Source organism: Erythrobacter sp. SCSIO 43205 (genome assembly GCF_019904235.1).
Lineage (GTDB): Bacteria > Pseudomonadota > Alphaproteobacteria > Sphingomonadales > Sphingomonadaceae > Erythrobacter.
Genome location: NZ_CP063202.1, coordinates 50,184 through 73,133 on the forward strand (window position 1 = coordinate 50,184; position 22,950 = coordinate 73,133).

A 22,950-nucleotide genomic window follows, 5' to 3' on the forward strand; every position below is an offset into this window, starting at 1 on the left:
GGGGGTTAGAGTGTATCATGCCATGCGCTTTACACCTGTCTCATGGCTGTAGGAAACCGGCCTGGAAGCCGCCGTTTAAAGATACGCTGAATACAGCTGCATAAGGTCATCGTAGCCTTCTTCTGCGGCTGCTTTGTCATAGGCCGGGCTATCAGGCACCATCCAGCCATGATCGCCGGCATAAACCTTCACATCGGCGGGGCGTCCTGCTTCCTTGGCTGAGGCGGCGAAAATGTCTTTATGCGTGGGCGCTTTTGCATCGTCGTCCTGCGCAACCGCGATGAGATAGGCCGCCTCGCTTGACCCGAGCACTTTATGCGGGCTCTTGTCATAGTCATCGCGCACCAGTCCCCCGCCGTGGAAGCTCGCCGCTGCTTTGATGCGTGAAGGCACTGCCGCTGCGCTCCACACAGTGAAGGGTCCACCCATGCAGTACCCTTGCGTGCCGATGCCTTGAGTTGTGTCGACCGCCTCTTGCGCGTCAAGCCACTCAACGGCCGCCACTGCATCACGCCCGATCGAATCCGCATCAAGCTTTTCGCGCCATGGCGACACTTTGGCAAAGCCTTCGCTACCGATAAAATCAGCAAAATCCTCAAACTGCTGACCGCTTACATCGCGATAATACGGGTTAAGCACGAGCACGGCATAACCCTCGCTCGCCAGACGGCTCGCCATGTTGATCTTGGCAGGGCGGATGGAGGCAATATCGGGCCAGAAAATGACCGCCGGATACTCACCTTCAGTGGGGTGGATAAAGACCGCGTCCATTGTGCCATCGGCTGTTTCGAAGGTGACGTTGCTCGTCGTCGTCGCAATGGTTTCCTCGCCGCCCTCTGCGGTCATCGCGCTCGGAGCGCAGGCCGAAAGCGCCGCAACACTGGCCAGCACGCCCAATTCGCGGCGGTTCACCTGTCCGCGCGCCCATTCCTTCAACTTGGCTTCATCACACATCGTACGTCATCCTTTTCTCAGCGCCCTGCTTGGCCCATGCGATAGGCGTTTAGCCCCCCCATGGACAAGCGCCATTTTCCAAGGCAGGATGCGTTGCAAGACGGGACTTAAAAGTCCTGCGGGGAGAGAAGAGAACATGAAAAAGCTGATTTGGGCAGCGCCTGTGCTGGCGCTGGGTGCCTTGGGTCTGGCCTCGTGCGAGGAGATGGCGGGCGGCGGTGAAGGCGGCATCACCTCTGCAATGCTGCTGGGGGCCGGCGATGATTATGCCAACTGGATTACGCATGGGCGCACCTATGATGAGCAGCGCTTCTCTCCATTAGATAACATCAATGCGGAAAACGTGGGCGAGCTTGGCCTTGCGTGGTACGCCGATATGGACACGGCGCGCGGGCAGGAAGCAACGCCGCTGGTCATCGACGGCAAAATGTACCTCACCACCGCATGGTCCAAGGTGAAAGCGTTCGACGCGACCACGGGCGAACCGCTTTGGGATTACGACCCGGAAGTACCCGGCGAAACTGGGGTCAAAGTATGCTGCGACGTGGTCAACCGGGGTCTGGCCGCATGGGGCAATGACTTGTTCCTTGGAACACTGGACGGGCGGCTGGTGTCGCTCGATCGCGATACGGGCAAGGTCAATTGGGAAGTCGTCACCGTCGATCAGGACATGGCTTATTCCATCACCGGCGCGCCGCGCATCATCGATGGCAAGGTCATCATCGGCAATGGCGGCGCAGAGTTCGGCGTTCGCGGCTATATCGCGGCATACGATGTCAAAGACGGCAGCGAGTTGTGGCGCTTCTATACCGTGCCAGACGGGACTGAAGGCGATGATGCACCAGAGTATCTGAAAGCCGCCGCAGAGACATGGAACATGGAAGCGCTTGCCGGTTCGGATGCCATCGGAGGCGGCGGAACCGTATGGGACTCCATGGCTTATGACCCCGAATTGAACCTCCTCTATTTCGGTGTCGGCAATGGCTCCCCGTGGAACCGCGCCTATCGTTCTCCGGGTGAGGATGGCACGGGCGAAGGCGACAATCTCTACCTTTCCAGCATAGTCGCGGTCCGTCCTGATACGGGCGAATATGTCTGGCACTATCAGACAACGCCGGGCGAAACGTGGGACTACACTGCGACCCAGCACATCATCCTTGCCGATATGGAAATCGACGGCAAAGAGCGGCAGGTCTTGATGCAGGCTCCCAAAAACGGGTTCTTCTACGTCATTGACCGGGCAACGGGTGAGTTTATCTCTGCCGAAGAATACATTCCGCAAAACTGGGCCGAAGGGATTGATGAAAACGGCCGGCCCATTGAAAAGCTCGAAGCGCGCATCGACAAGACGGGCAAGCCCGCCATGGTAATGCCCGGACCGCTGGGCGGACATAATTGGCACCCGATGGCCTATCACCCGGGCGAAGGGCTCGTCTATATCCCGGCATTTGAAGCAGCGACCATTTACGCACCAGAAGAGAATTGGAAACCTGATCGCGCGCGTGGATTTAACGTCGGGATTGACCTTGGTGCAGGCGATCTGCCGCCTGATCTTGGTATTCGCAAAAGCTTGTATGGCACTGTCAAAGGCAAGCTGACGGCGTGGGATCCGGTGGCGCAGGAAGCGCGCTGGACTGTCGAATTTCCGGGGCCGTGGAATGGCGGTCTATTGGCGACTGGTGGCGGTCTGGTGTTCCAGGGCAATTCATCGAGTGAGTTTGCCGCGTACAAGGCGAGCAACGGCGAAAAGCTTTGGAGCTTTGCTGCGCAAACCGGCATCGTGGCGCCTCCCATCACCTACACCGTAGGCGGGGAGCAATATGTTGCGGTTCTGGCTGGCTGGGGCGGCGCTTATGCGATCACCGCCGATGGACATATGATCAACGATCAAGGACCAGTGCGTAATATCTCGCGCTTGCTGGTCTTCAAAATCGGCGGCGAAGCAGCGCTTCCCGATATGCCAGCGCTCGCTGACATTCCGCTTGATCCACCGCCAAGCCGGGCGAGCGCCGAAACGATCGCATTGGGTAAGGCAAAGTATGCGCGTTACTGTGCGGTCTGCCATGCGCCTGCTGCGGTTGGCTCTACCGAGCTTCCCGATTTGCGCCGCTCTGGCACGCTTGGCGATGCAGCGAGCTGGCAGGCGGTGGTGCATGACGGCATCCTCAAGGACAACGGCATGGTAAGCTTTGCCACATCCTTGTCCAAGGACGAGATCGAGGCGATCCGCGCCTATGTCATCCAGCGCGCCAATGAAGATAAGGCGCTTGAGGCGGCAAGCGCGAAGCAGGTGGCGGCGCGCTAAACTGTATTTTTGACAACACAGATGTTCAGCCACGTGTCACGAATAAAGGCGTAACTCCCCCGTCGGTCGCACAACCTCGGGGGAGTTTTCGCTTTTATGAAATTCAGCACAGCGCTCAGCATAGCCGCCTTTGCAGCCAGTTTCGCCCTGCCCACACCGGCAATGGCACAATCACTTTCCAGCGGTGATTACGAACAATGCTCAGTCTATGATCGCGATGGCGATTTTTCGGGTTATGACAGCGTTTGCCTTGAGCGAAAGCGCACACAAATTTCGCGACTTCGGGAACGACAAAGCCGGTATAATCCGCCGGTGCCAACCCGCAGCATCTATTGTCCGCAAATCGCCAATCTGGGCGCGGGATACCTCACGACGTGGTGGAGTAATGGGGGGCTGCCACCTTATGCGAGCGCTTATGACGCTCCGGTCAACGGGCGACCGTGTGTTCCCAATCAGGTGCGCATTTTGCGGGGCGTACCATAGGGCTAAAGCCACTTACCCCCTGAACACCACCGTCCGCTTGCCATTGAGCAGGACGCGCTCGCTTGCAAACAGGCGCACGGCTTCGGCCAGAACGCGCCGTTCAATATCGCGGCCCTTTCGCACCAGATCGCTGGGGCTGTCGGCGTGGGTTATGCGCTCGACGTCTTGATGGATGATCGGCCCTTCATCAAGGTCAGCGGTCACAAAGTGCGCGGTTGCGCCGATGATCTTCACCCCGCGCTCATGCGCTTGGTGATAGGGCCGCGCGCCTTTGAAGCCGGGGAGGAAGGAGTGGTGAATATTGATGCAGCGCCCTGCGAAGTGCGCGCTCTGCTCATCTGACAAAATCTGCATATAGCGCGCAAGCACAATCAGCTCAGCCTTGGTTTCCTCAGCGATTGCGCGAACCCGCGCTTCGGCCTCAGGCTTCGTCTCAGGGGTTACAGGCACGTGATGAAACGGAATATCGCCAATGTCGGTGCGAATGGCGACCTCGCGCGGGTGGTTGGAGATAATCGCAACCACTTCGATATTGAGCTCTCCCATGCGCAGGCGATAGAGCAGATCGACAAGGCAATGGTCGCCCTTGGAAACCATGATGATTACGCGGCGCGGCCGCTCGCTCGACACGATTTCCCAATCCATTGCATAGTCGCGCGCAATCTTTCCAAATTGAGCGCGAAGCTCATCGGCCCTCGTCCCAAGGGGATCAAATGCCACGCGCATGAAGAAACGATCGGATGTCTCATCACGAAACTGCTGCGCATCAAGAATGTTGCTTCCGCGCTCAAACAGGAAGGCGGTCACGCGCGCGGTGATGCCCGGCTGGTCAGCGCAGTCGAGCGTGAGGATCAGGGGGGCGCTCATATGGGCTTGCCTTACATTTTCATGCGCGCAGACTGACCGTCATCGACCTTGATAACCGCGCCGGTCACACACTCGCTTGCAGGGCTCACCAGATAAAGCAGCGTTGTGTCCATTTGCGCTGGCACGGGCACGCGTTTGCGCGCGAGCATCGGGCGTGGGTCGCCGATCCGCTCAAACATACCATCGGTCATTTCAGTCACGAACATACCGGGGCAGATCGCATTGACGTTGATGTTGGCATATGACCACTCAACGCTCAGCGTCTCTGTCATCCGGGCAAGCGCGGTTTTGGTCGTGGCGTAAAGAGCAGCGCCGCCCCCGTCATAGCGGTAATGTGCAGTCGAAGAGATATTGACGATCCGCCCGGGTTTCTTGGCGGCCAAGAGCCTGCGCGCCACTTCGCACGAGAGGATCCAAGGCGCGCGAAGGTTCACGCCCAGAACCCGATCGATCAGCTCCAGCTCCATCTTATGCGCGCGCTGAGCATCGGGAATGCCAGCGTTGTTGATGAGGATGTCGACAAGGCCAAGCTCGGCTTGCGCTGTCTCAACCGCATTGATCAAATCATCCGCGTCGGTCGCGTCCATTTTGATGGCGACCGCTTTGCCGCCAGATGCGTTGATTTCGTCCGCCAGCGCTTCCAAGCGATCACCCCGGCGCGCGCATAGTGCAACGCTTGCGCCCTGACTGGCTAAAACGCGGGCAAATCTCTCACCAAAGCCGGAAGATGCGCCTGTCACCAATGCCACATGGCCCGCAAGGTCCATCGACGTGTTAGGAAGGTCAAACTCTTGTGTGTGCTCCTCGCCCATATTGTCCAGTTATCTCCCCGAAAGCGCCGCTTCGCATTGTTCCATCAGCTCAGTGATGATGTCAGCCACAGGCTCTTCTTTCGTCACCATGCCGACGGATTGGCCCGCCATGATCGAGCCGTTTTCAATGTCGCCATCGACAACTGCGCGGCGAAGCGCCCCTGCCCAAAAGTGCTCAATCTCAAGCTGCGCGGCACCCATGTCGACCTCTTGGCGGTCGAGCATTCCAGCAACTTCAATCTGCTTTTTCGTAAACTCTTCTGTGCCCTTGTTTTTAAGAGCGCGCACGGGGATCACTGGCAAGCGCGGATCGACTTGGACGCTCGCCTCTGCATCGCGGGCCTTTGCGCGGAAGAAGGCTTTCTTAAAGTCCGGGTGCGCGATGCTCTCGGTCGCGCAGGCGAAGCGTGTGCCAAGCTGCACACCGCTAGCGCCCATCTCTAGATAGCTTGCAATCGCCTCTCCCCGGCCAATGCCGCCCGCGACAAAGACAACGTGGTCCTCAGCGAGCGCGGGCAGAAACTCCTGTGCCAGAACGCTGGTTGCAACAGGACCAATATGGCCGCCTGCTTCCATCCCTTCGATCACCAGAGCATCGCCACCGGAGCGCAGGAGCTTTTTCGCCAGCGCTAGTGTGGGTGCAAAAACGATGACTTTACCGCCAAACGCCTTGATCGCTTCGACCGAACCCTTAGGCGGAATACCGCCAGCAAGCACAACATGGGTCACACCGTATTTGTTGCAGACCTCGATCAGGTCGAACAATTGCGGGTGCATCGTAATGAGGTTCACGCCAAACGGCTTATCGGTCAGCTCTTTGGTCGCCGCGATTTCAGCATCCAGAAGCTCAGGCGTCATCGCACCGCAGGCAATCACGCCAAAACCGCCGGCATTCGAAATCGCCGAAACGAGGTTGCGTTCGGAAACCCAGCTCATCGCGCCGCACATAATGGCGGTTTCGCAGCCCAGGAAATCAATACCGCGCTGCATCATGGCGCGGGATTTTGAATAGTTTGTCATAGAAAGGAGCGATTAGGCCCGCCTTGTTGAAAGATCAATCAAGAGTAGCTGATACGCACGCAGCGTGCCGTAGCGGCGGCAAGCTTGCGCGCTTCATCGGTGTCTTTGCCGCGCGCAAGGGCAACCGCCATCCGGCGATAGGGCCGCGTTGTCGGTTTGCCAAAAACGCGCACGTCACTGCTTGGATCGGTGGCTAAAGCGTCAGCCAGTCCCTCGATTTTGAAGCTCTCACTCTCTTGCTCAGCAAGGATTACAGCAGAGGCCGCTGGCACAGCTTCGATTGTCTCTGGCACAGGAAGTCCAAGGATCGCACGCGCGTGCAGGTCAAATTCAGTTAGACTTTGGCTCGCCATCGTCACCATGCCCGTGTCGTGGGGGCGCGGGGATAGCTCAGAAAAGATCACCTCTTCACCGCGCACAAAGAATTCGACACCAAATAAGCCCCAGCCTTTGCCAGCGCCTTGCAAGGCCTCGACCACCTTGACTGCCATCTCTTGCGCCTTTGTGATGGAGCCATCCGACATCGCAATTGGCTGCCAGCTTTCCTGATAATCTCCGCGCTCTTGCCTGTGGCCGATGGGCGGGCAAAAGCTGATCCCGCCTTTATGGCGCACAGTCAGAAGCGTGATCTCATAGTCGAAGGCGATAAACTCCTCGACGATCACCCGCGCACGGTCGCCGCGCATATTGGCGCAGGCATAATCCCATGCCTCTTCGAGCCCGTCGGCATTTTCCACCTTGCTTTGACCTTTGCCCGATGAACTCATCACCGGTTTGATCACGCAAGGAAACCCTGCATATTGCGCCGCTGCGCGAACCTCTTCCAATGTCGTCGCATAGCGATAGCGCGAGGTGGTGAGGCCAAGCTCTCCTGCCGCCAGATCGCGTATGGCATCACGGTTCATGGTGAGCTGAGCTGCTCTGGCTGAAGGGACGACGTTAAAGCCCTCTGTTTCGAGCTCGCCCAGCACTTCGGTGCGGATCGCCTCAATTTCCGGGACGATGAATTCGGGTTTATGTTTCACGACTGCTGCGCGCAAAGCTGCGCCATCAAGCATGGAGAACACTTCGCGCTCGTCAGCCACCTGCATGGCCGGCGCATTGTCATAAGCATCGCAGGCAATGACCCGCGCACCCAAACGTTTGGCAGAGATGACAAATTCCCGGCCCAGTTCACCTGAGCCAAGAAGAAGAATGGTGGCATTAAAAGACATGGGACAGCCCTAGCAGGGGGGCCGCGCCACTCCAAGCCTTCAGGATGCGCGTTTCTTCGCCTGCCGGTCGAATTGTCCTCCCGCCTGGTGAGCCGCGCGCCCAATCGCCCTTGCAACCGAATTGCCATCCGAAAGGCGCGCGTTCGCACGGCAATATCCAGTTTGCATACCGCCTGCCGACCTTGCCATGATAAGGCCTAGTTCGGCTTGCCGAAGGCTCCATTCCGCGCTGACTTGAACCGACGAAATCCCTGCGCTGGCGCTCAGATCGCTTCCACGACCCGCTGGCGATACGGTGAGCCCGGCGAAAAGTTGGAGCACATCGGCGGCCCATTCGCGTGCTTCTCGCGGGGTCATTGCAGGCAGGATAACACCAAAGCGCTCCTCATCGACCTGAGCCAAAAAGTGCTGGCTTTCCGTCACCGCTTCAAGGAAGCGGGCAAAGCCCCAGCGCACTTCATCTGCGGTGCTTTGACCATAAGTCATGTAAATCGCCTTCATCCCGTCAACCGCAAACAATGCGATGGAGGCGGCCTTGGCATCCTTGATCGAGTGTGTGAGGCGGTCTGTAAATCCGCGCCTTGTGCAGATCCCCGTCACGCTATCGGTGGTAGCAGCGTCGGGGAAGGCTTCGCCATTCGAAACAGGAATGGCCGTTAGCGCGTATTTGTCCTGAACACACCGCAGCGTCCCAAGCGCCTCAAATTGTCCCGCTTCATCCGCCTCAACTCGCACCAGTTTCAAAGAGTACCAATGTTGGTTGGGAGCGCATGAGGCGGAAACTGTTTGTTTTGTATCTTCACCCAAACCATCTTGCGCGAGCAGATCATCACCCTGCAGGCGAAGGGGAAATTCCACCCCGGATGTATGCTTCGGCGTATCGTCTTTGCCCGCGATGACCTGATTGAAATATTGGGTAACCCCTGCATGAGCCTTTGCGTCGAAAACATCGGCGATGTGCGGCTTCACAAGCAGCGCATCCAGCTCCAACCCCAGACGCTCCGCATTTTGCGATGCATTGACAATGAAACCTGCATTATCGAGGCGGATCAGGATGTCATCCGCCGTGTTACATTTATTTATTGCCCGCATCTGAGCGACCGCATCTTTTGGCTGCATTGTCATGCATTCAGCCCCCGAAATATCAATAAAGACCCGAACGATCCGCAAGGTCAATCAGTCACCGGTCAACTAACAAAATTTTGCCTGGTTTTGAGAAACCCCCCGTTTCTCAAAGGCATAGGAAAAATGTCGTTATCCCCTGTTAAGTCACTGATATAATTTACGAATCACTAATGTTTTCGTTTACCATAAAATGGCAGAAGAAAGTGCGAAATTGATGGTGTCGGCCCATCGAATCGCGCCTCAGACTTCGATCATTATTCGTACATTCTCAGGGTCGGTTTCAAACTCCGAGGCGATACGTAAGCGACATTGCGCAAGTAGATTTTCACGGTTCCCCTGAGGCGCATTTTCTGCCAGCTCACCCGCCGACACTCCAAGCACTTCGGCGATCCCCTCGATCCTTTCAGGGATAGGGTTCGCCTTGCCTTTTTCCCATGCCCATACCGTCGGCTTGCTTACACCCAGAGCCGTTGCAACCTGATCAAGGGTAAGCCCTTTTTCGCGGCGCAAGCGATTGAGACGGGTGCCAAATGAGCCACCTCGCGCTTTGAAACCGGGCAAGGGAGCAGGCGTGTTTGGCTTGCGCGCCAAAGGCACACCGATTCGCGCCGGAGTGGCGGCAAGTTCACTTGCCGCAAGCGCGGCCTCGCCAAGTGCCTGTTCGAATGCGCATCCGTAAAGCCGCTCACTCACCCACACGATTTCAGCGCCAACCGGCCCCACATCGGGAAGCCCGATGGCAAGCCGGTCACCGGGCACAAGATCGAGATCGGTTTCGATCAGGAGGCCTGCGGCGGACAAATTGTGAATGGTAACATTGGCAGGCGCGCCGTTTGGCGCAATGCCGCTGGTGATGAGGGTCAAAGACCGGCGGGTGTGCCGCCTGTTCTCTACCGAGCCTTCTTGAGCAGTAGAAAGGGGTTCAAGGTGGGCTTTGAGCGCCATAACGTGCAGACTCCTCGTGTAGGAGCTTCACGATTTGGTAAAATGGCTTAGGAAAGTGTTGGCAGATATGCTTAACGCAGCCCAAGCACCTCGCCTATGCGGCGAGGCGTTAGCTGCCTTTGCTAATCGGCGTGACTAATCTTCGGCATCAAGCCCATAGGCTGTGTGCAAGACCCGCACGGCAAGCTCGGTTTCATCCTCATCGATCAGCACACTGACTTTGATCTCAGACGTGGTGATCGCAAGAATGTTGATCCCGCGCTCTGACAATGCGCTGAACATTGTGCTGGCAACGCCGGCATGGCTTTTCATACCCACGCCAACGACGCTGATCTTCGCAACTTTTGTGTCAGCGATGATGCGATTGAAGCCAATGCTCTCACGCTTGTCTTCCAGAAGCGCCTCTGCGCGCGCGAGGTCGGCACCGGGAACGGTGAAGGTCACATCGGTTTCGCCTTTGTCGCGCCCAACGTTCTGAATGATCATATCAACATTGATCGACGCATCGGCAAGCGGGCTGAAAATTTCGGCCACAGCGCCCGGTTTGTCAGGTACGCGGGTGAGCGTCACTTTTGCCTCGTTCTTGTCGTGAGCAATCCCGGTTACAAGTTGGCGTTCCATTTCGCCCCTTTCGACCATGAGTTCCATTTCATCATCCGACACGATCAGCGTGCCGGGCAGTTCATCAGCGGGCACCGCGTCATCGCCCACAAAGCTGGAGAGCACTTGAATGCGCACGCCCTCTTTCATCGCAAGGCCAACAGAGCGCGTCTGCAAAACCTTTGCCCCGACAGAAGCGAGTTCGAGCATCTCTTCGTAAGTGACGGCTTTCAACTTGCGCGCCTTGGCAACGATGCGTGGGTCGGTGGTGTAGACCCCGTCGACATCAGTGTAGATGTCGCAGCGATCCGCTTTTACTGCTGCTGCGACTGCGACAGCTGATGTGTCCGAGCCGCCGCGCCCCAATGTCGTCACGCGGCCTTCATCGGAAATGCCTTGAAAACCGGGGCACACCGCAATTTCGCCGGCCTCCATACTCGCGACCATTTCGGGCGCATCAATGCTGGAAATGCGTGCCTTGGCGTGCGCCTCAACCGTCTTTACCGGCATTTGCCAGCCGAGCCAGCTGCGCGCTTTGCAGCCGAGCGATTGCAGGGTGAGCGCGAGCAGGCCGCTCGTGACTTGCTCACCGCTGGAGACGACCACGTCGTATTCCGCCGGATCGTAAAGAGCATTGGCTTCGCGGCAGAAATTGACAAGGCGATCAGTTTCGCCTGCCATCGCGCTGACGACAACACCAACTTCGCTGTTCTGAGCCTGCGCGCGAACGATATTGGCGACGCGGCGAATCCGCTCGGTCCCCGCCATCGAGGTGCCGCCAAATTTCATCACAACACGCTGTTTTTTATTGGGCGTTTCTGAGGCCAAGGCCACTCGCTCCCCTTCGATGTGTTCCCGCTAGTTATGTGCTGCTGGCGCTGCTAACGAGGGTGGATGGGAAACGCAAACGTATCAAATGTTACTATCCGGCCCGAAGAGGCCGCGTTCTTCGCTGATCTTGCAAAAGATTGGTGGAATCCGAAGGGAAAGATGGCGAGCCTGCATCAGGTAAACCCTGTGCGGCTTCAATTCATTCGCGAGGCAGTAGATGCGCATTTTGATACCGACCCGCGCTCGATAAAGCCGCTTGGCGGTAAAACCGCGCTCGACATCGGCTGCGGTGCGGGCTTGGTTTGCGAACCTCTCGCCCGGCTTGGCGCTCAGGTGACCGGCGTTGACGCTGCAAGCGATAATGTGGCCGCAGCGAGCGCCCACGCAAAGGCAAGCGGGCTCGATATTCGATATATGGCAGGCGAGGTCGCCAGCCTCGACATCGGCACATTTGATCTCGTCACAAGCCTTGAGGTGGTCGAGCACGTCGCGGACAAGCGCGCCTTTCTTGCCGATGTGGCTGCGCGCCTTGCCCCTGGCGGATTGCTGGTGCTTTCCACCCCCAACCGCACGCCCGCCTCGCGCCTGCTTCTGGTCGGTGCTGCGGAAGCGGTGGGATATGTTCCCAAAGGCACGCACCATTGGGAAGACTTTGTGACGCCTGAAGAGCTGGAGGAACTGCTCGCAGAGGTCGGACTAGAAGTGACCCATCGGCGCGGCATCGCGTGGCGTCCGGGCAAGGGGCTGCACCTTAGCGATGATGAAGCGCTCAACTACATTTTGAGCGCGCGGGCTAAGGGTTAATCGCCTTCACCCACCAGACCTACAAACTCTTTCACATTGTCGGTGAAGAAACCGTCTGCGCCGCTTTTGATCGCTGCCCCCCATAGAAGACGCCATTGACCATCATCGGCAGGGCCCCCTTCGCCTTGCAGCGATGCTGGCAGAAAACCGTTTTCCTTGCGCAAGGTCCAGGGGTGAACCTTGAGGCCGAGCGCCTTTGCATCAGTGACCAGCGTCGTTTGCGCCATGGTTTGCGGGTCGAGAACATAGCCAAGCCAGGGGCCAATCCCGTCGGCGTAAGTTGCAAGTTCTTCCAAACCGCTTGGCGTCACCATTTCGGCATAGCGCATGTCGGGTTCATCCACCGGGCCACCTTCCGGGTGGATAAGCTGGATAAGCTTGTAGTCGCTGCGTTGATTGAGGCGGCGAAGCGTGGTCACTTCAAAACATTGGATGAATATCGGATCGGTGGGCTCAATCCCCAAATCGCGTAGCTCGCGAAGGATGAGATCGACCATATCGATCCCTTCGACTTCGAGCATGAAATTGGGGTGTTTAAGCTCAGGATAAAGGCCAATCTTTCGCCCAGTCTCCGCTTCTTTGGCGCGGACCAGCTTCACAATCTCTTTAAAGGTCGGCACCTGATATAGACCATTATACCGCGTGTTTGCTGGGCGGCTTGCGGGCACACGCTCCTTCGCGCGAAGGGTGCGCAGCTCAGCGAGGGTGAAGTCCTCGGCGAACCATCCCGCGACCCGTTGACCATCAATCGTCTTTTCACGGCGGAGGTGTTCGAACTCTTCCCGATTTGCGACATCGGTGGTGCCTGAAAGCTCATTCTCATGGCGTGAGACGAGTTTCAGATCCTTCGTCACAACAAGATCGGGTTCGATGTAATCGGCCCCCTGATCAATCGCGAGTTCATAGGCTGCCAGAGTGTGCTCAGGCCGGTCACCGCTTGCCCCGCGATGAGCGATAATCAGCGGATCGCTATTTGCCATCGCGGGAATCGGTGCAAGCATCAGCGCAGTTAACGCGGTTACAAAAGCGAAGCGGACCATTCATCTTCCTTAAAACCCACCAGAATACCGTTTTGGTGCTCGACCACTGGCCGTTTGATCATTGAAGGGTGCTGAACGAGAAGCGTGACCGCCTTATGACTGTCTGCGGCATCGGCCTTCTCTTGATCGGACAGCTTGCGGTATGTTGTGCCACGCTTGTTCAACACGGTGTCAACGCCCTTATCCGCGATCCACGCTGCAACCTTGGCTTCGTCCGCGCCCTCTTTCTTGTAATCGTGAAAGACATAGGCAAGGCCGTTTTCATCGAGCCACTTCCTTGCCTTTTTGACGGTGTCGCAATTGGGAATGCCGTAGAATTGAAGGGTCATAGGGAAAATGGATCCTGACGCTAAAGCTTTTCGCCAGCCGCCATATCCTACCCGCCACGCGCTGCACAGAGCCTTAGGCGACGATTTGCCGTGATATGATGGGGTTAACTCCCCCTTTAGTGTTTCCGCTTAGAGAGCGCTGAACTCTCAGGGATTTGCTATGTCACGCACTGTTTCAAAATTCGCGATTCTCTCCGGCGCAACAGCGCTTGCGCTTACCCCCGTGGCGGCCTCGGCTGGCACGCGCGCTGGCGATGATACGAGCGTTTATTCATCGAGCGCCGCTCAGCCCGGCATGGGCCGCGAAGCCAAAGGTGAGAGCGCGGTTGGCGGGGGCTTTTCCTTCGTTTCGATCCTGATCGGTGCCTATATCGGCGCATGGACGACTTTGTTCGTGAGCGAAATCACCGAAGACGATGAGTTCCAATCAGCTGGCATCTGATCGCTAGCCTAGGTGCGCATCGGCAATCGCTGCCGCCAGCGCATCGGCTGCATCGCTTCCTGCAACCTTGGCGCCGGGCAGCAGCACTTTGATCATGGCCGCGACCTGATCCTTATCCGCAGAGCCCGTTCCAACCACCGCCTTTTTGACGAGCCTTGCAGCGTGTTCATTGACGCTGAGCGAGGCCGCTCCGCAAGCTGCAAGCACAGCGCCGCGCGCTTGAGCGAGCTTGAGCGTTGATTTCGGGTTTTCGTTGACGAACACCTCCTCGCAGGCCGCGCGGTCGGGCTTATGCTCAGCGATAACCTTCGCCACTTCGGCATGGAGCAGCGCGAGCCGCTCCACCATAGGCGCTTTGGCGCTGGTTTTGATCTGCCCGTTGGCGATATGGGTGAGGCGCGAGCCCTGGCTGCGCACCACGCCCCAGCCCGTGCAGGTAAGCGAGGGATCAAGGCCCAAAATAATCATGGCTTTACAACCATCTAAAGCCCGATCATCCAATCTGGCAACCAGCCCAGCCGCCACACGATCGCAAGCGCGAAGGCAGCGAGAAGCGCGGCGAGAAAGACTGGCTCCAGCCTATTCAAACGTCGAGCTTGTCCATGACCTCGTCAGAGATCTCATAATTGCCCCAAACGGTTTGCACATCGTCATCATCTTCAAGCGTGTCGATGAGCTTCAAAAGCGTGCCCGCGCCTTTTTCATCCATCTCGACAGTGAGGTTCGGCTTCCATGCAAGCTTGACCTCTTTGGCTTCCCCCAAAGCTTTCTCAAGCTCGGATGAAACGGAGTGCAAATCCTCTGCTGCGGTCCAGATGATGTGACCGTCTTCGCTCGATTCGATGTCTTGCGCGCCCGCTTCCATTGCGGCCATGAGTACGGTGTCTTCATCACCAGCCTCTGCGCTGTATTCGATATAACCGAGGCGTTCGAACCCATGAGCCACCGACCCCTCAGTGCCCAGATTGCCGCCGTTTTTAGAGAAAGCTGTCCGCACAGCGGTTGCGGTGCGGTTGCGGTTGTCGGTTAGCGTCTCGACGATAATCGCGCTGCCACCGGGGCCATATCCCTCATAGCGCACTTCTTCGTAGTTCTCACCATCCGCCGCGCTCGCCTTGTCGATTGCGCGCTGGATATTGTCCTTGGGCATGGACTGCGCTTTGGCGGTGTTAATCGCGAGGCGCAGGCGCGGGTTCATGTCCGGGTCCGGCGTCCCCATCTTGGCTGCCACCGTAATTTCACGGGAAAGCTTGGAAAACAGGTTTGAGCGTTTCTTGTCCTGCGCACCCTTGCGGTGCATGATGTTTTTGAATTTGGAATGGCCTGCCATTGAAAAACTCTTCTCAGCGATTTTGCTTTGCGCCCGTATCTTTTTGGGCGTGCGTGTTTTCGCGACACGCTTAAGCTTGAATTAGTGGCACCGCCTTAACCCCATGAGCGACATGACGACAACCCCTATAACCGCAAGCGAATCGCGCATCCCCTCCGCTGGCACTGGCCCGGCTGCAAACATGACTGAGGAATGGCGCATATTCGCTGCCTTTCTGAGACGCCCGACCCTTGATGTGGGCACCAAAAGCGAGGGTGCATTGACCGTGCTTGCACGCATATATGCGCTCGATCTGTGTGCAATGGCGGTACTGATCGGGCTTGCCAGCCTTTTGATCGCGGCAGGCGTTTACATCCCTGCAACCGCCTTGGCGGGGATGGAGTTCACGCTGGGCATTGTCGCCATGGTCGTGATCGGAGCGCCGGTGATGGAAGAGATCGCCTTCCGCAGCTGGCTATCGGGAAAGCCCGCTATAATTGCCGCTTTATTGGTATTTTTGGCAGGCGCGCTTGGCTTTGGTCTTGCGCATATGGCTGTGCCAGCGCTTGGCCTCACACTTGCGGTCATTGGGATTGCAGGAGGGGGCGCTTCGCTGTTTTTCCTGCGCAACAAACCCACTTTGGGATGGTTCGCGCGCGGCTTTCCAGTGTTCTTCTGGCTTTCCACCGTGGCTTTCGCTCTGGTGCACCTTGCCAATTTCGACGAGGGATCTCTCGGTATTTTGCTGCCTCTCGTCCTGCCCCAGTTTATCCTTGGCTCGATGCTTGGCTTTGTTCGGGTACGCTTTGGCCTTTGGGCAGCGATAGCCCTCCACGCAGCGCACAACGCAACCGCGGTCACTATAGCCGCGCTGGCGGGACAGCTTAGCTAGAAGCCCGCCAACACCGCAAAATCACATCATGCCAAGCGCAGATTTGTAAGTTTCGAGCACCATATCCTGTTCGGACCGCTCATCAGGCTTCATTTTGCGAAGCTTGATGATCTGGCGCATGATCTTTGTGTCATAGCCCACCGCTTTTGCCTCGGCATAAACATCGCGGATGTCATCAGCGATGCCCTTCTTCTCTTCTTCAAGGCGTTCGATACGCTCAATCAGCAAGCGCAGGCGATCATCAGTGGCTTCGGCCAAGGTCATATATCCTTCTGTTCAGGAGAATCGGTTTGAAACTAAGCCAAGCGCTCTAACAGCCCTTCGCAGACTTGGCAGCTTTTGCGTGAGGCTTTCTCCACTAATCTACCCACAACTTGCGCGAAGACGCCGATCTTGTAGAGTTGGATCTGCAGGTGCGCGTGATAGGCGTCAGGGGGAAGCCAGTGGACAGGCCAGTCGAATTGACACCGGACGAATTGGAAGCCGTCCCCGAGGAAACCGGGGCTAGCGGCAATGTCGCGGTGTTTTGCGGTCATATGTTCAATTCGGGAAGCGATGCCGAAACCTCGCTTGCCCAGCGCATTTCAAACCATCTGGATGAGCTCGACATATCGGTTGGATACGGCCCGCTTGCGTGCGGGGCGGACATTGTCATCTCTGAACAATTGCTGGAGCGCGGTGCAGAGCTCAACGTCGTTTTGCCCTTTGCCGAAGACGATTTTATCGCTGAAAGTGTGGTGAGCGGCGGGCACGATTGGGAAGAGCGGTATTACGCGTGCCGCAACGCGGCAAAATCGATCAGCTTTGCAACGCCGTCGGACTATGTCGGTGACGACAATCAGTTTGCCTACAACACGCTTTACGCCATGGGCCTTGCCTTGCTGCGCGCAGGCAAACGCGATTGCGAGGCGTATCAGATCGCTGTTGTCTCGAACGAATTTGCCAGTTTCTCTTCGACCGGGATCGCAGGCACCAAAGCCGATATGAAGCTGTGGCAGGATTTGGGGCGCAAGAGCGTGACCATCCCTGCGGGCAATGTACCGCGAAACCTGCGCTTTCCGCCAAAGCCGCAGGTGGGCGATGGGACCAAGCGCGAAATCCGCTCAATCCTGTTTGCCGATTACAAGGGCTTCTCAAGATTGGGAGAGCGCGAGTTGCCTGCCTTCATGCACACAGTCATGGGACGCATCGGCCAGGTGCTTAGCGATTTTGGCGACCATGTTGAATTTCGCAACACCTGGGGGGATGCGGTTTACGCGATCGTCGATCAACCGCGCATCGCCGCCTCCATCGCGCTCAAATTGCAGGATGCATTGGCGGATATTCCGCGCGGGCTTGTGCCTTCTGGCGCGGTCGCGGGGATGCGGCTGGGAGTACACTATGGTCCGATCTGGGTCGGGACCGACCGGATTACCGGGAACAGGCTGTGGTACGGAGGCGAGGTTAACCGCACTGCGCGCATCGAACCTGTGACACCCGTGGGCGGTGTCTATTGCACCGAAAGCTTTGCCGCCGCCCTGTTGATGGACAATTGTCAGGAGTGCGCGTTCACTTCGGTTGGCCGGGTGCTCTTGCCTAAAAAATACGGCGAGGTTGAACTGTACCGCCTGGATCGGGCCGACTGTTAGCGTTAATCCGTTTTGTTTCTGGCAATGCTTGCTTCCATCGCAGCGAGCTGTTCCGGCGTTGCAGGTGTCTGCCGCGTCGCTTTCCACTCCTCTTGCGGCATTCCGTGAATAAGCTCGCGCGCGGCGGCTTTATCGCCCTCAAAGCCAGCGTCGCGGATCCAATCGGCAAGGCAATTGCGGCAAAAGCCTGCAAGCCCCATCAGCTCGATATTCTGGGCATCATGACGGTGTTGAAGATGGCGCACCAGACGGCGAAACGCGGCTGCTGCAACCGCGTCATCCAACTGGTCAAGATCAGGGGTGGTATTCGTATTCATGCGGGCTTTTCCTTGAGTTGCAATACGGCTGTGTCATAGCGAAGGTAGCGATGCAAAGGGCTATCGGATCTCAAGACAGGCCATGACGAAAAAAGATAATTCAAGGATCGACCCACGCGGGCGCAAGGTCAAGATTTTGGCCACAATCGGCCCTGCCAGCCGCTCGCCAGAGATGCTGCGCAAATTGTTCAGAGCCGGCGCGGATGCTTTTCGCGTCAACATGAGCCACGGCACCCACGCCGACCATGCCGAGGCAATCAAATCAATCCGCGCTCTTGAAAAGGAATTCGCGCGCCCAATCACCATCCTCGCCGACCTGCAGGGGCCAAAGCTGAGGGTGGGCGAATTTGCAGGCGGCGAAGCGGTCATACGCCATTCTGCGCACTTCACACTGGATCGCGATCCAGCACCGGGCGATGAAACCCGCGTCTGCCTGCCGCATCCTGAACTCTTCGGGATCATGGAGCGCGGGCAGCGCCTCCTTATCAATGATGGGAAAATCAGGCTGGTCGTTAAAGAGGCAGATGATGACCGCATCTTCTGCTCTGCCGAAGTCGGCGGCGTTATCTCTGATCGCAAGGGCGTGAACGTGCCCGATGCCGAAGTACCGATCCCGGCGCTCACCGAAAAAGATCGCAAGGATTTGGCCTTCGCCGTTCAACAAGGCGCAGATTGGATCGCTTTGTCCTTTGTTCAGCGCGCAGAAGATCTGGCCGAGGCGCGCAAACTTATGGCGAGCCACGGCGGGGCGAACACCGCCCTTTGCGCCAAGATTGAAAAGCCCATGGCGGTCAACCGCCTGCCAGAAATCATCGAAATGGCCGACGGCATCATGGTCGCGCGCGGGGACTTGGGCGTGGAGCTTGAACCGTTTGAAGTGCCGCCGCTTCAAAAGAAAATCGTCAATGCGACAAGGCGCGCAGGCAAACCGGTGATCGTGGCCACGCAAATGCTCGAAAGCATGATCGAAAGCCCCATGCCCACCCGCGCGGAAGTCTCTGACGTTGCCAATGCTGTCTATGACGGCGCGGATGCGGTGATGCTTTCTGCTGAAAGCGCGGCGGGCGATTGGCCGCAGGAATCGGTCGCCATGATGCACTCCATCGCTCGTCAGGTTGAAAGCGATGACGACTATAAACGGCGCGTTCGGATGCTCGAAACCGAGCCCGACGCGACGACATCCGATGCACTTGCTCACTCGTGCATGACCATTGCCGACACCGTCCCGATCAGTGCGATCACCGTGTTCACCTCGTCGGGCTCCACCGCCCGCCGCGTCAGCCGTGAGCGTCCCGACACACCCATCCTTGTCCTCACCCCCAGCACAAGGACCGCGCGCCGCGTGGGCCTGTTGTGGGGCGCACACGCAGTCGTGACCAAGGACATTGGCAGCTTTGAAGAGATGATCGCAAAAGGCAAACGCATGGCCCTGCGCCATGGCTTTGGTTCACCAGGATCGAAACAAATCGTGCTTGCAGGCGTGCCGTTCGGAACGCCGGGATCGACGAATCTATTACACGTGGTGACGCTAACCGGCGATGAGCTGGAAAAGCATGGGGGCTGAGTGAACTAATCTACTCTGACGGCGCCTCAGGCCGCTGCCCTCTCCAGCCGCGCTTTTGCCCTATCTTCGCCGATCAGCGGCAACAGCTCGCCCATATCAGGGCCGTGGTCCATGCCGGTCAGCGCTTGGCGCAGGGGCAGGAACAGCTGTTTGCCTTTGCGGCCCGTTGCTTCTTTCAAGGAGCTGGTGAGCGCGCCCCATGGGTCATCGCCCCAACCAAGCGTTTGAGCAGCCTGCGCGAGATAGGCTTTATCGTCATCCGTAAACTCTGGTTGCTCAATCGGGCCAGTCACGAGACGCCACCACTCGGCAACGTCGCCGACGGTTGCAATATTGGGCTGGACCGCGTGCCAGCCGGCCTCGTCCATGTCTGCGGGCAGACGATCCTTGACCGCCTCATAGGGCATTTGGTGGACGATCGCGGTGTTGACCCGCTCCAATTCCGCATCGTCGAATTTGGCAGGTGCGCGGCCAAAGGTGCCAAGGTCGAATGTTTCGAGCAGCTTTGCACGGTCCGCAATAGGCTCAACCGGGAGCGAGGTACCAAGGCGCGAGAGCAGCGCTATAATCGCGGCTGGCTCAATACCCTTTTCGCGGAAAGCATCGCAGCCGAGCGAGCCCAGGCGCTTGGACAATTTGCCCTCTTTACCAACCAAGAGCGCTTCGTGCGCGAAGGCAGGGGGCTCTGCACCCATGGCGGTGAACATCTGGATTTGAACGGCGGTGTTGGACACGTGGTCCTCTCCGCGAAGGACTTGCGTCACGCCCATATCGACATCATCAACCGTTGAGGGGAGCATATAGAGCCACGAACCATCGGCGCGGCGTATCACCGGGTCAGAGAGCAGTTTGGCGTCAAATTTGGTCGCTCCGCGCACCCCATCGACCCATTCGATTGCCTCATCATGGTCCAGCTTGAAGCGCCAGTGAGGCTGAATGCCTTCGGCTTCTTTGGCAGCGCGCTGTTCTTCGGTGAGCGCCAATGCGCCGCGGTCATAGATTGGCGGGAGGCCGCGTCCGAGCAGCACTTTGCGCTTAAGCTCCAGCTCCTGCTGCGTTTCATAGGCTGGATAAATTCGCCCGGCTTCGCGCAGTTTCTCAAATGCCGCTTCGTAAGCGTCGAGTCGTGTCGATTGCCGTTCTTCGCGGGTCCAATTGAGGCCAAGCCATTTGAGGTCCGCGCGGATGGCCTCCACATATTCTTCGCGGCTGCGCTCTGCATCGGTGTCGTCGATGCGCAGGATAAACTCACCCCCAGAGTTTTGGGCGAGCATCCAGTTGTGGAGCGCGGTACGGATATTGCCGACGTGCAGGCGGCCGGTGGGCGAAGGGGCGAAACGTGTTGTTACCATGGGCGCTTCCGGTAAAGCCCAACGCGCACCTCTGCAAGCAGGTTCAAACGTGTAGCCTAGGCCGCGCTCAATTCCGCCATAACCAGATCAGATGCGTTATCCCACACGCGCTCTATCCGATCAGGGCGCAACAGACCTTCAAGTGCACGGTCAAACGCCGCTCGATCCCGGTCCGCGACGGCTTCGATTGCGGTGGCTATCGTCACTTCATCGTGAGTGAGCTTGCAACAGCAAAAGCGCGAGACGTGAATATGCTCTGGCCACACCGCACAAACCGTTTGCGATAGCGCGAGCGATTTTGCCGCGACATTGACGCTGTGCAATCGCGCGGCCAGCTCTGGAACAGGATCACGCTTTGCCCTTTGGTGCAGAGCGATCAACCGCAGCGAATAGACAAAGCGCGCCGCGATGGGGTTGAGCGATGCGAGCGCGCGAGGCTCTGCAAGTTTAGCGATGACCGCCTTTGAAGCAGCAGTGGGGATAGGGCTTTGAGGCGTAGGGGGTTGCGGCATGGGGCTCCTTTGCGGGTCTGCGTAACTGATGCAGAGCACCATGCCTTATTTGCAAACGCTTCGCAATAGCGATTTAGGGCACCACCCCCTATTTGGGCGAAATCTCGAAGCTGTGCTCGATATAGAGAAAGACCTCGGTTTCGCTTGATTGCTGAAAATACAGATCGCCATCGAGGCCTGTGATCGTCACGCCGTAATCGTTGCCGAACGCCTTGGCGTAGCCGGTCGCTTCCTTGGCGATATGGCGCACGACATCGCCGCGATATTGCTCTGGGTCGTCGATCGCGAGGCCGGTTGAGCCCACATCGATGAAAGAGCGCCCGGTGGCCGGAATCGCTTTGACAAACGCCTGAATGCGCTCGGCCGTTTTGCTGACCTTGGGGTCGTTGCCTCGCAACGGGATGCGCGCGAAGATCTGAACCCGGTTGGTATCAGGGCGGTTTCCACCCATGAGAGGGAGTTCGCGCATATTTTCAAGCGTTACGGGCTCCAGACCATAGCGCCCTGCAACAATGTCGATCCCTTGCGCATCCGCCCGGCGCAGCGTTTCGCCGAGCATGGTGAAGAGCTCTTCGCGGCGCTCCTCGAAGTTTCGCGAGTCTGAGCTAACAAAAAGCGGCGTCACGAAATAATCCGCACGCCGCGTGACACCGATAGCCGACGATCCGCTGCCACCCCGGCTTGGCCCGAGATAGGCGTTGAGCGCGGAACGGTCCTGGCGAGAGCCGGTGACGACGACGGTGTCCTGCGCGGCAAGCGGTAGGATGGGCGCGGCGACAACGATGGCGGCGGCGAGTAAGATGAGTTTCTTCATGGATAGTCCCTCCCGTGGTGAATGCGAGGGAAAGTAAGAGGTGGAAGCCGACTGGGGGATGAACGCTAGGTTTCGTTCTGACCGTTCTCTTCACTTGCGCTTTCAGGTTGAGGCGAGAGCACAGGCACGCAAAGCGACAAAGTGCCGCTATCGTGGCGAAGGTCGTCCTCCTTGAAACGAGTGAGATCGCGGTCTTCGATCCCAAGCACATCCAACATCCAGTAAAGCCAGCTGTCATTTTCGGGAAGTCCGCCAGAGGCTCTGGCACTCACAATATAGCGGAAGTCATCACGGTCCTCTTCGCCCTCAAGGCGCGGCACACCAATCTTGAAAGAGCGCTGTAGCAAGTTGCCGGGATACAAACGCTCATTCACATCGAATTTGTAACTCCAATCGGGGTCGCGCGCGATCAATGCATCGGTTGAGTAATTGTACACCCCACTCACATCATCCGGTGCCTCGGTGCGTGAGCGATAGATCATGATCTCCACTTCATCGATTTCAAAGGCGAGCTCGCCTTGGTTCTTGATCTGATATTGACCCATGATTTCGCAATGGTCAGGGCGATCAATCGGGACGAAAACGTAAGGGGCTTCGGGAAAACTTGTATCAGGGTTGGCCATCCCCAGACGACCAAGGGACTTGCCCCGCTTGTCAACCAAGTCAGTGCCAGCGGACAGTAACCAGAAAGCAGCTAGCCCCAGCGCTAAACCCTTACCGACAAATTCGGCCTTCTTCCGCCATTCTTCATCCGACAACCTCGGCTTAGCGAGCCACTTTCTGAACCCCAT

25 protein-coding genes are annotated in these 22,950 nt (G+C 57.8%); 7 read left to right on the forward strand and 18 right to left on the reverse strand.

Annotation, left to right across the window (positions count from 1 at the left end):
• Positions 1–75: 75 nt before the first annotated feature.
• A complete protein-coding gene (locus tag INR77_RS00285) occupies positions 76–954 on the reverse strand; it encodes a dienelactone hydrolase family protein (RefSeq protein WP_223071984.1) in 879 nt (292 codons plus the stop codon).
• Positions 955–1,090: 136 nt separating this feature from the next.
• On the opposite strand from INR77_RS00285, the gene INR77_RS00290 reads away from it, so the two are divergent.
• Positions 1,091–3,259, forward strand: coding sequence for a PQQ-dependent dehydrogenase, methanol/ethanol family (locus INR77_RS00290; protein ID WP_223071985.1), 2,169 nt, complete (start codon positions 1,091–1,093; stop codon positions 3,257–3,259).
• A 96-nt stretch (positions 3,260–3,355) separates the two neighbouring features.
• Positions 3,356–3,742: a hypothetical protein gene (locus INR77_RS00295; protein ID WP_223071986.1), complete on the forward strand. Its 387-nt coding sequence runs from the start codon at positions 3,356–3,358 to the stop codon at positions 3,740–3,742.
• Between the two features lie 12 nt (positions 3,743–3,754).
• Here INR77_RS00295 and purU read toward each other — a convergent pair whose 3' ends face one another.
• The 7 genes from purU to INR77_RS00330 all read right to left on the reverse strand — a co-directional run bounded on the left by purU (position 3,755) and on the right by INR77_RS00330 (position 11,114).
• Complete coding sequence (purU, locus tag INR77_RS00300; protein WP_223071987.1) at positions 3,755–4,609, reverse strand: formyltetrahydrofolate deformylase; 855 nt, start codon at positions 4,607–4,609, stop codon at positions 3,755–3,757.
• Between the two features lie 11 nt (positions 4,610–4,620).
• Positions 4,621–5,421, reverse strand: coding sequence for an SDR family NAD(P)-dependent oxidoreductase (locus tag INR77_RS00305; protein ID WP_223071988.1), 801 nt, complete (start codon positions 5,419–5,421; stop codon positions 4,621–4,623).
• A 9-nt stretch (positions 5,422–5,430) separates the two neighbouring features.
• The gene (locus tag INR77_RS00310) at positions 5,431–6,441 is read right to left on the reverse strand and encodes a nitronate monooxygenase family protein (RefSeq protein ID WP_223071989.1); all 1,011 of its coding nucleotides are present in this window, start codon (positions 6,439–6,441) and stop codon (positions 5,431–5,433) included.
• 38 nt (positions 6,442–6,479) lie between these two features.
• The gene (purT, locus tag INR77_RS00315; RefSeq protein WP_223071990.1) at positions 6,480–7,655 is read right to left on the reverse strand and encodes a formate-dependent phosphoribosylglycinamide formyltransferase; all 1,176 of its coding nucleotides are present in this window, start codon (positions 7,653–7,655) and stop codon (positions 6,480–6,482) included.
• 39 nt (positions 7,656–7,694) lie between these two features.
• On the reverse strand, positions 7,695–8,780 hold the full coding sequence (locus INR77_RS00320; RefSeq protein WP_223071991.1) for a diguanylate cyclase domain-containing protein: 1,086 nt from the start codon (positions 8,778–8,780) through the stop codon (positions 7,695–7,697).
• 240 nt (positions 8,781–9,020) lie between these two features.
• Entirely contained in the window at positions 9,021–9,725 is a 705-nt protein-coding gene (locus INR77_RS00325) for a helix-turn-helix domain-containing protein (RefSeq protein WP_223071992.1), read from the reverse strand.
• 135 nt (positions 9,726–9,860) lie between these two features.
• On the reverse strand, positions 9,861–11,114 hold the full coding sequence (locus tag INR77_RS00330) for an aspartate kinase (protein ID WP_223073325.1): 1,254 nt from the start codon (positions 11,112–11,114) through the stop codon (positions 9,861–9,863).
• Positions 11,115–11,219: 105 nt separating this feature from the next.
• Between INR77_RS00330 and ubiG the strand changes: the two genes are divergently transcribed.
• Entirely contained in the window at positions 11,220–11,960 is a 741-nt protein-coding gene (gene ubiG / locus INR77_RS00335; RefSeq protein ID WP_223071993.1) for a bifunctional 2-polyprenyl-6-hydroxyphenol methylase/3-demethylubiquinol 3-O-methyltransferase UbiG, read from the forward strand.
• Here the strand turns inward: ubiG and INR77_RS00340 are convergent.
• Together INR77_RS00340 and INR77_RS00345 are read right to left on the reverse strand one after the other, a co-directional pair.
• Positions 11,957–13,000, reverse strand: coding sequence for a glycerophosphodiester phosphodiesterase family protein (locus tag INR77_RS00340; protein WP_223071994.1), 1,044 nt, complete (start codon positions 12,998–13,000; stop codon positions 11,957–11,959). The two genes, ubiG and INR77_RS00340, sit on opposite strands and share 4 nt — an antisense overlap.
• Positions 12,979–13,329, reverse strand: coding sequence for an ArsC family reductase (locus INR77_RS00345; protein WP_223071995.1), 351 nt, complete (start codon positions 13,327–13,329; stop codon positions 12,979–12,981). Before INR77_RS00345 ends, INR77_RS00340 begins: the two co-directional genes overlap by 22 nt.
• A 160-nt stretch (positions 13,330–13,489) precedes the next feature.
• Between INR77_RS00345 and INR77_RS00350 the strand changes: the two genes are divergently transcribed.
• Positions 13,490–13,771, forward strand: coding sequence for a hypothetical protein (locus INR77_RS00350; protein ID WP_223071996.1), 282 nt, complete (start codon positions 13,490–13,492; stop codon positions 13,769–13,771).
• Positions 13,772–13,774: 3 nt separating this feature from the next.
• Here INR77_RS00350 and ruvC read toward each other — a convergent pair whose 3' ends face one another.
• Together ruvC and INR77_RS00360 are read right to left on the reverse strand one after the other, a co-directional pair.
• Positions 13,775–14,239 carry a crossover junction endodeoxyribonuclease RuvC gene (gene ruvC / locus INR77_RS00355; RefSeq protein WP_223071997.1) on the reverse strand — a complete coding sequence of 155 codons (465 nt, stop codon included), beginning with the start codon at positions 14,237–14,239 and terminating at the stop codon, positions 13,775–13,777.
• A 115-nt stretch (positions 14,240–14,354) separates the two neighbouring features.
• Positions 14,355–15,101 carry a YebC/PmpR family DNA-binding transcriptional regulator gene (locus INR77_RS00360; protein ID WP_223071998.1) on the reverse strand — a complete coding sequence of 249 codons (747 nt, stop codon included), beginning with the start codon at positions 15,099–15,101 and terminating at the stop codon, positions 14,355–14,357.
• A 112-nt stretch (positions 15,102–15,213) separates the two neighbouring features.
• On the opposite strand from INR77_RS00360, the gene INR77_RS00365 reads away from it, so the two are divergent.
• Positions 15,214–15,972 (forward strand): type II CAAX prenyl endopeptidase Rce1 family protein, encoded by a 759-nt coding sequence (locus INR77_RS00365; protein ID WP_223071999.1) that lies wholly within the window; start codon positions 15,214–15,216, stop codon positions 15,970–15,972.
• A gap of 21 nt (positions 15,973–15,993) precedes the next feature.
• On the opposite strand, the gene INR77_RS00370 is transcribed toward INR77_RS00365, so the two are convergent.
• Positions 15,994–16,230, reverse strand: coding sequence for a DUF2312 domain-containing protein (locus tag INR77_RS00370; RefSeq protein WP_223073326.1), 237 nt, complete (start codon positions 16,228–16,230; stop codon positions 15,994–15,996).
• 185 nt (positions 16,231–16,415) lie between these two features.
• On the opposite strand from INR77_RS00370, the gene INR77_RS00375 reads away from it, so the two are divergent.
• Positions 16,416–17,600: an adenylate/guanylate cyclase domain-containing protein gene (locus tag INR77_RS00375; RefSeq protein WP_223072000.1), complete on the forward strand. Its 1,185-nt coding sequence runs from the start codon at positions 16,416–16,418 to the stop codon at positions 17,598–17,600.
• Between the two features lie 2 nt (positions 17,601–17,602).
• Here the strand turns inward: INR77_RS00375 and INR77_RS00380 are convergent, their stop codons facing one another.
• Entirely contained in the window at positions 17,603–17,917 is a 315-nt protein-coding gene (locus INR77_RS00380; RefSeq protein WP_223072001.1) for a DUF1244 domain-containing protein, read from the reverse strand.
• Positions 17,918–17,999: 82 nt separating this feature from the next.
• On the opposite strand from INR77_RS00380, the gene pyk reads away from it, so the two are divergent.
• Positions 18,000–19,481, forward strand: coding sequence for a pyruvate kinase (gene pyk / locus INR77_RS00385; protein WP_223072002.1), 1,482 nt, complete (start codon positions 18,000–18,002; stop codon positions 19,479–19,481).
• A 26-nt stretch (positions 19,482–19,507) separates the two neighbouring features.
• On the opposite strand, the gene gltX is transcribed toward pyk, so the two are convergent.
• The 4 genes from gltX to INR77_RS00405 all read right to left on the reverse strand — a co-directional run bounded on the left by gltX (position 19,508) and on the right by INR77_RS00405 (position 22,950).
• The gene (gltX, locus tag INR77_RS00390) at positions 19,508–20,833 is read right to left on the reverse strand and encodes a glutamate--tRNA ligase (protein WP_223072003.1); all 1,326 of its coding nucleotides are present in this window, start codon (positions 20,831–20,833) and stop codon (positions 19,508–19,510) included.
• Positions 20,834–20,889: 56 nt separating this feature from the next.
• Entirely contained in the window at positions 20,890–21,345 is a 456-nt protein-coding gene (locus INR77_RS00395) for a DNA-directed RNA polymerase subunit beta' (protein WP_223072004.1), read from the reverse strand.
• Positions 21,346–21,433: 88 nt separating this feature from the next.
• The gene (locus tag INR77_RS00400; protein WP_223072005.1) at positions 21,434–22,159 is read right to left on the reverse strand and encodes a hypothetical protein; all 726 of its coding nucleotides are present in this window, start codon (positions 22,157–22,159) and stop codon (positions 21,434–21,436) included.
• 65 nt (positions 22,160–22,224) lie between these two features.
• Complete coding sequence (locus INR77_RS00405) at positions 22,225–22,950, reverse strand: hypothetical protein (RefSeq protein ID WP_223072006.1); 726 nt, start codon at positions 22,948–22,950, stop codon at positions 22,225–22,227.

What these genes read in the sequence shown, in the direction of transcription:
- INR77_RS00325 (WP_223071992.1), bottom strand. Translation starts at nt 9,725, where the DNA reads ATGGCGCTCAAAGCCCACCTTGAACCCCTTTCTACTGCTCAAGAAGGC.
- pyk (WP_223072002.1), top strand. Translation starts at nt 18,000, where the DNA reads ATGACGAAAAAAGATAATTCAAGGATCGACCCACGCGGGCGCAAGGTC.
- INR77_RS00320 (WP_223071991.1), bottom strand. Translation starts at nt 8,780, where the DNA reads ATGACAATGCAGCCAAAAGATGCGGTCGCTCAGATGCGGGCAATAAAT.
- INR77_RS00350 (WP_223071996.1), top strand. Translation starts at nt 13,490, where the DNA reads ATGTCACGCACTGTTTCAAAATTCGCGATTCTCTCCGGCGCAACAGCG.
- INR77_RS00360 (WP_223071998.1), bottom strand. Translation starts at nt 15,101, where the DNA reads ATGGCAGGCCATTCCAAATTCAAAAACATCATGCACCGCAAGGGTGCG.
- gltX (WP_223072003.1), bottom strand. Translation starts at nt 20,833, where the DNA reads ATGGTAACAACACGTTTCGCCCCTTCGCCCACCGGCCGCCTGCACGTC.
- ubiG (WP_223071993.1), top strand. Translation starts at nt 11,220, where the DNA reads ATGGGAAACGCAAACGTATCAAATGTTACTATCCGGCCCGAAGAGGCC.
- purT (WP_223071990.1), bottom strand. Translation starts at nt 7,655, where the DNA reads ATGTCTTTTAATGCCACCATTCTTCTTCTTGGCTCAGGTGAACTGGGC.
- INR77_RS00345 (WP_223071995.1), bottom strand. Translation starts at nt 13,329, where the DNA reads ATGACCCTTCAATTCTACGGCATTCCCAATTGCGACACCGTCAAAAAG.
- INR77_RS00295 (WP_223071986.1), top strand. Translation starts at nt 3,356, where the DNA reads ATGAAATTCAGCACAGCGCTCAGCATAGCCGCCTTTGCAGCCAGTTTC.
- INR77_RS00400 (WP_223072005.1), bottom strand. Translation starts at nt 22,159, where the DNA reads ATGAAGAAACTCATCTTACTCGCCGCCGCCATCGTTGTCGCCGCGCCC.
- INR77_RS00405 (WP_223072006.1), bottom strand. Translation starts at nt 22,950, where the DNA reads ATGGGGTTCAGAAAGTGGCTCGCTAAGCCGAGGTTGTCGGATGAAGAA.
- INR77_RS00340 (WP_223071994.1), bottom strand. Translation starts at nt 13,000, where the DNA reads ATGGTCCGCTTCGCTTTTGTAACCGCGTTAACTGCGCTGATGCTTGCA.
- INR77_RS00305 (WP_223071988.1), bottom strand. Translation starts at nt 5,421, where the DNA reads ATGGGCGAGGAGCACACACAAGAGTTTGACCTTCCTAACACGTCGATG.
- INR77_RS00365 (WP_223071999.1), top strand. Translation starts at nt 15,214, where the DNA reads ATGACGACAACCCCTATAACCGCAAGCGAATCGCGCATCCCCTCCGCT.
- INR77_RS00285 (WP_223071984.1), bottom strand. Translation starts at nt 954, where the DNA reads ATGTGTGATGAAGCCAAGTTGAAGGAATGGGCGCGCGGACAGGTGAAC.
- INR77_RS00310 (WP_223071989.1), bottom strand. Translation starts at nt 6,441, where the DNA reads ATGACAAACTATTCAAAATCCCGCGCCATGATGCAGCGCGGTATTGAT.
- INR77_RS00330 (WP_223073325.1), bottom strand. Translation starts at nt 11,114, where the DNA reads ATGAAATTTGGCGGCACCTCGATGGCGGGGACCGAGCGGATTCGCCGC.
- INR77_RS00395 (WP_223072004.1), bottom strand. Translation starts at nt 21,345, where the DNA reads ATGCCGCAACCCCCTACGCCTCAAAGCCCTATCCCCACTGCTGCTTCA.
- INR77_RS00380 (WP_223072001.1), bottom strand. Translation starts at nt 17,917, where the DNA reads ATGAATACGAATACCACCCCTGATCTTGACCAGTTGGATGACGCGGTT.
- purU (WP_223071987.1), bottom strand. Translation starts at nt 4,609, where the DNA reads ATGAGCGCCCCCCTGATCCTCACGCTCGACTGCGCTGACCAGCCGGGC.
- INR77_RS00290 (WP_223071985.1), top strand. Translation starts at nt 1,091, where the DNA reads ATGAAAAAGCTGATTTGGGCAGCGCCTGTGCTGGCGCTGGGTGCCTTG.
- ruvC (WP_223071997.1), bottom strand. Translation starts at nt 14,239, where the DNA reads ATGATTATTTTGGGCCTTGATCCCTCGCTTACCTGCACGGGCTGGGGC.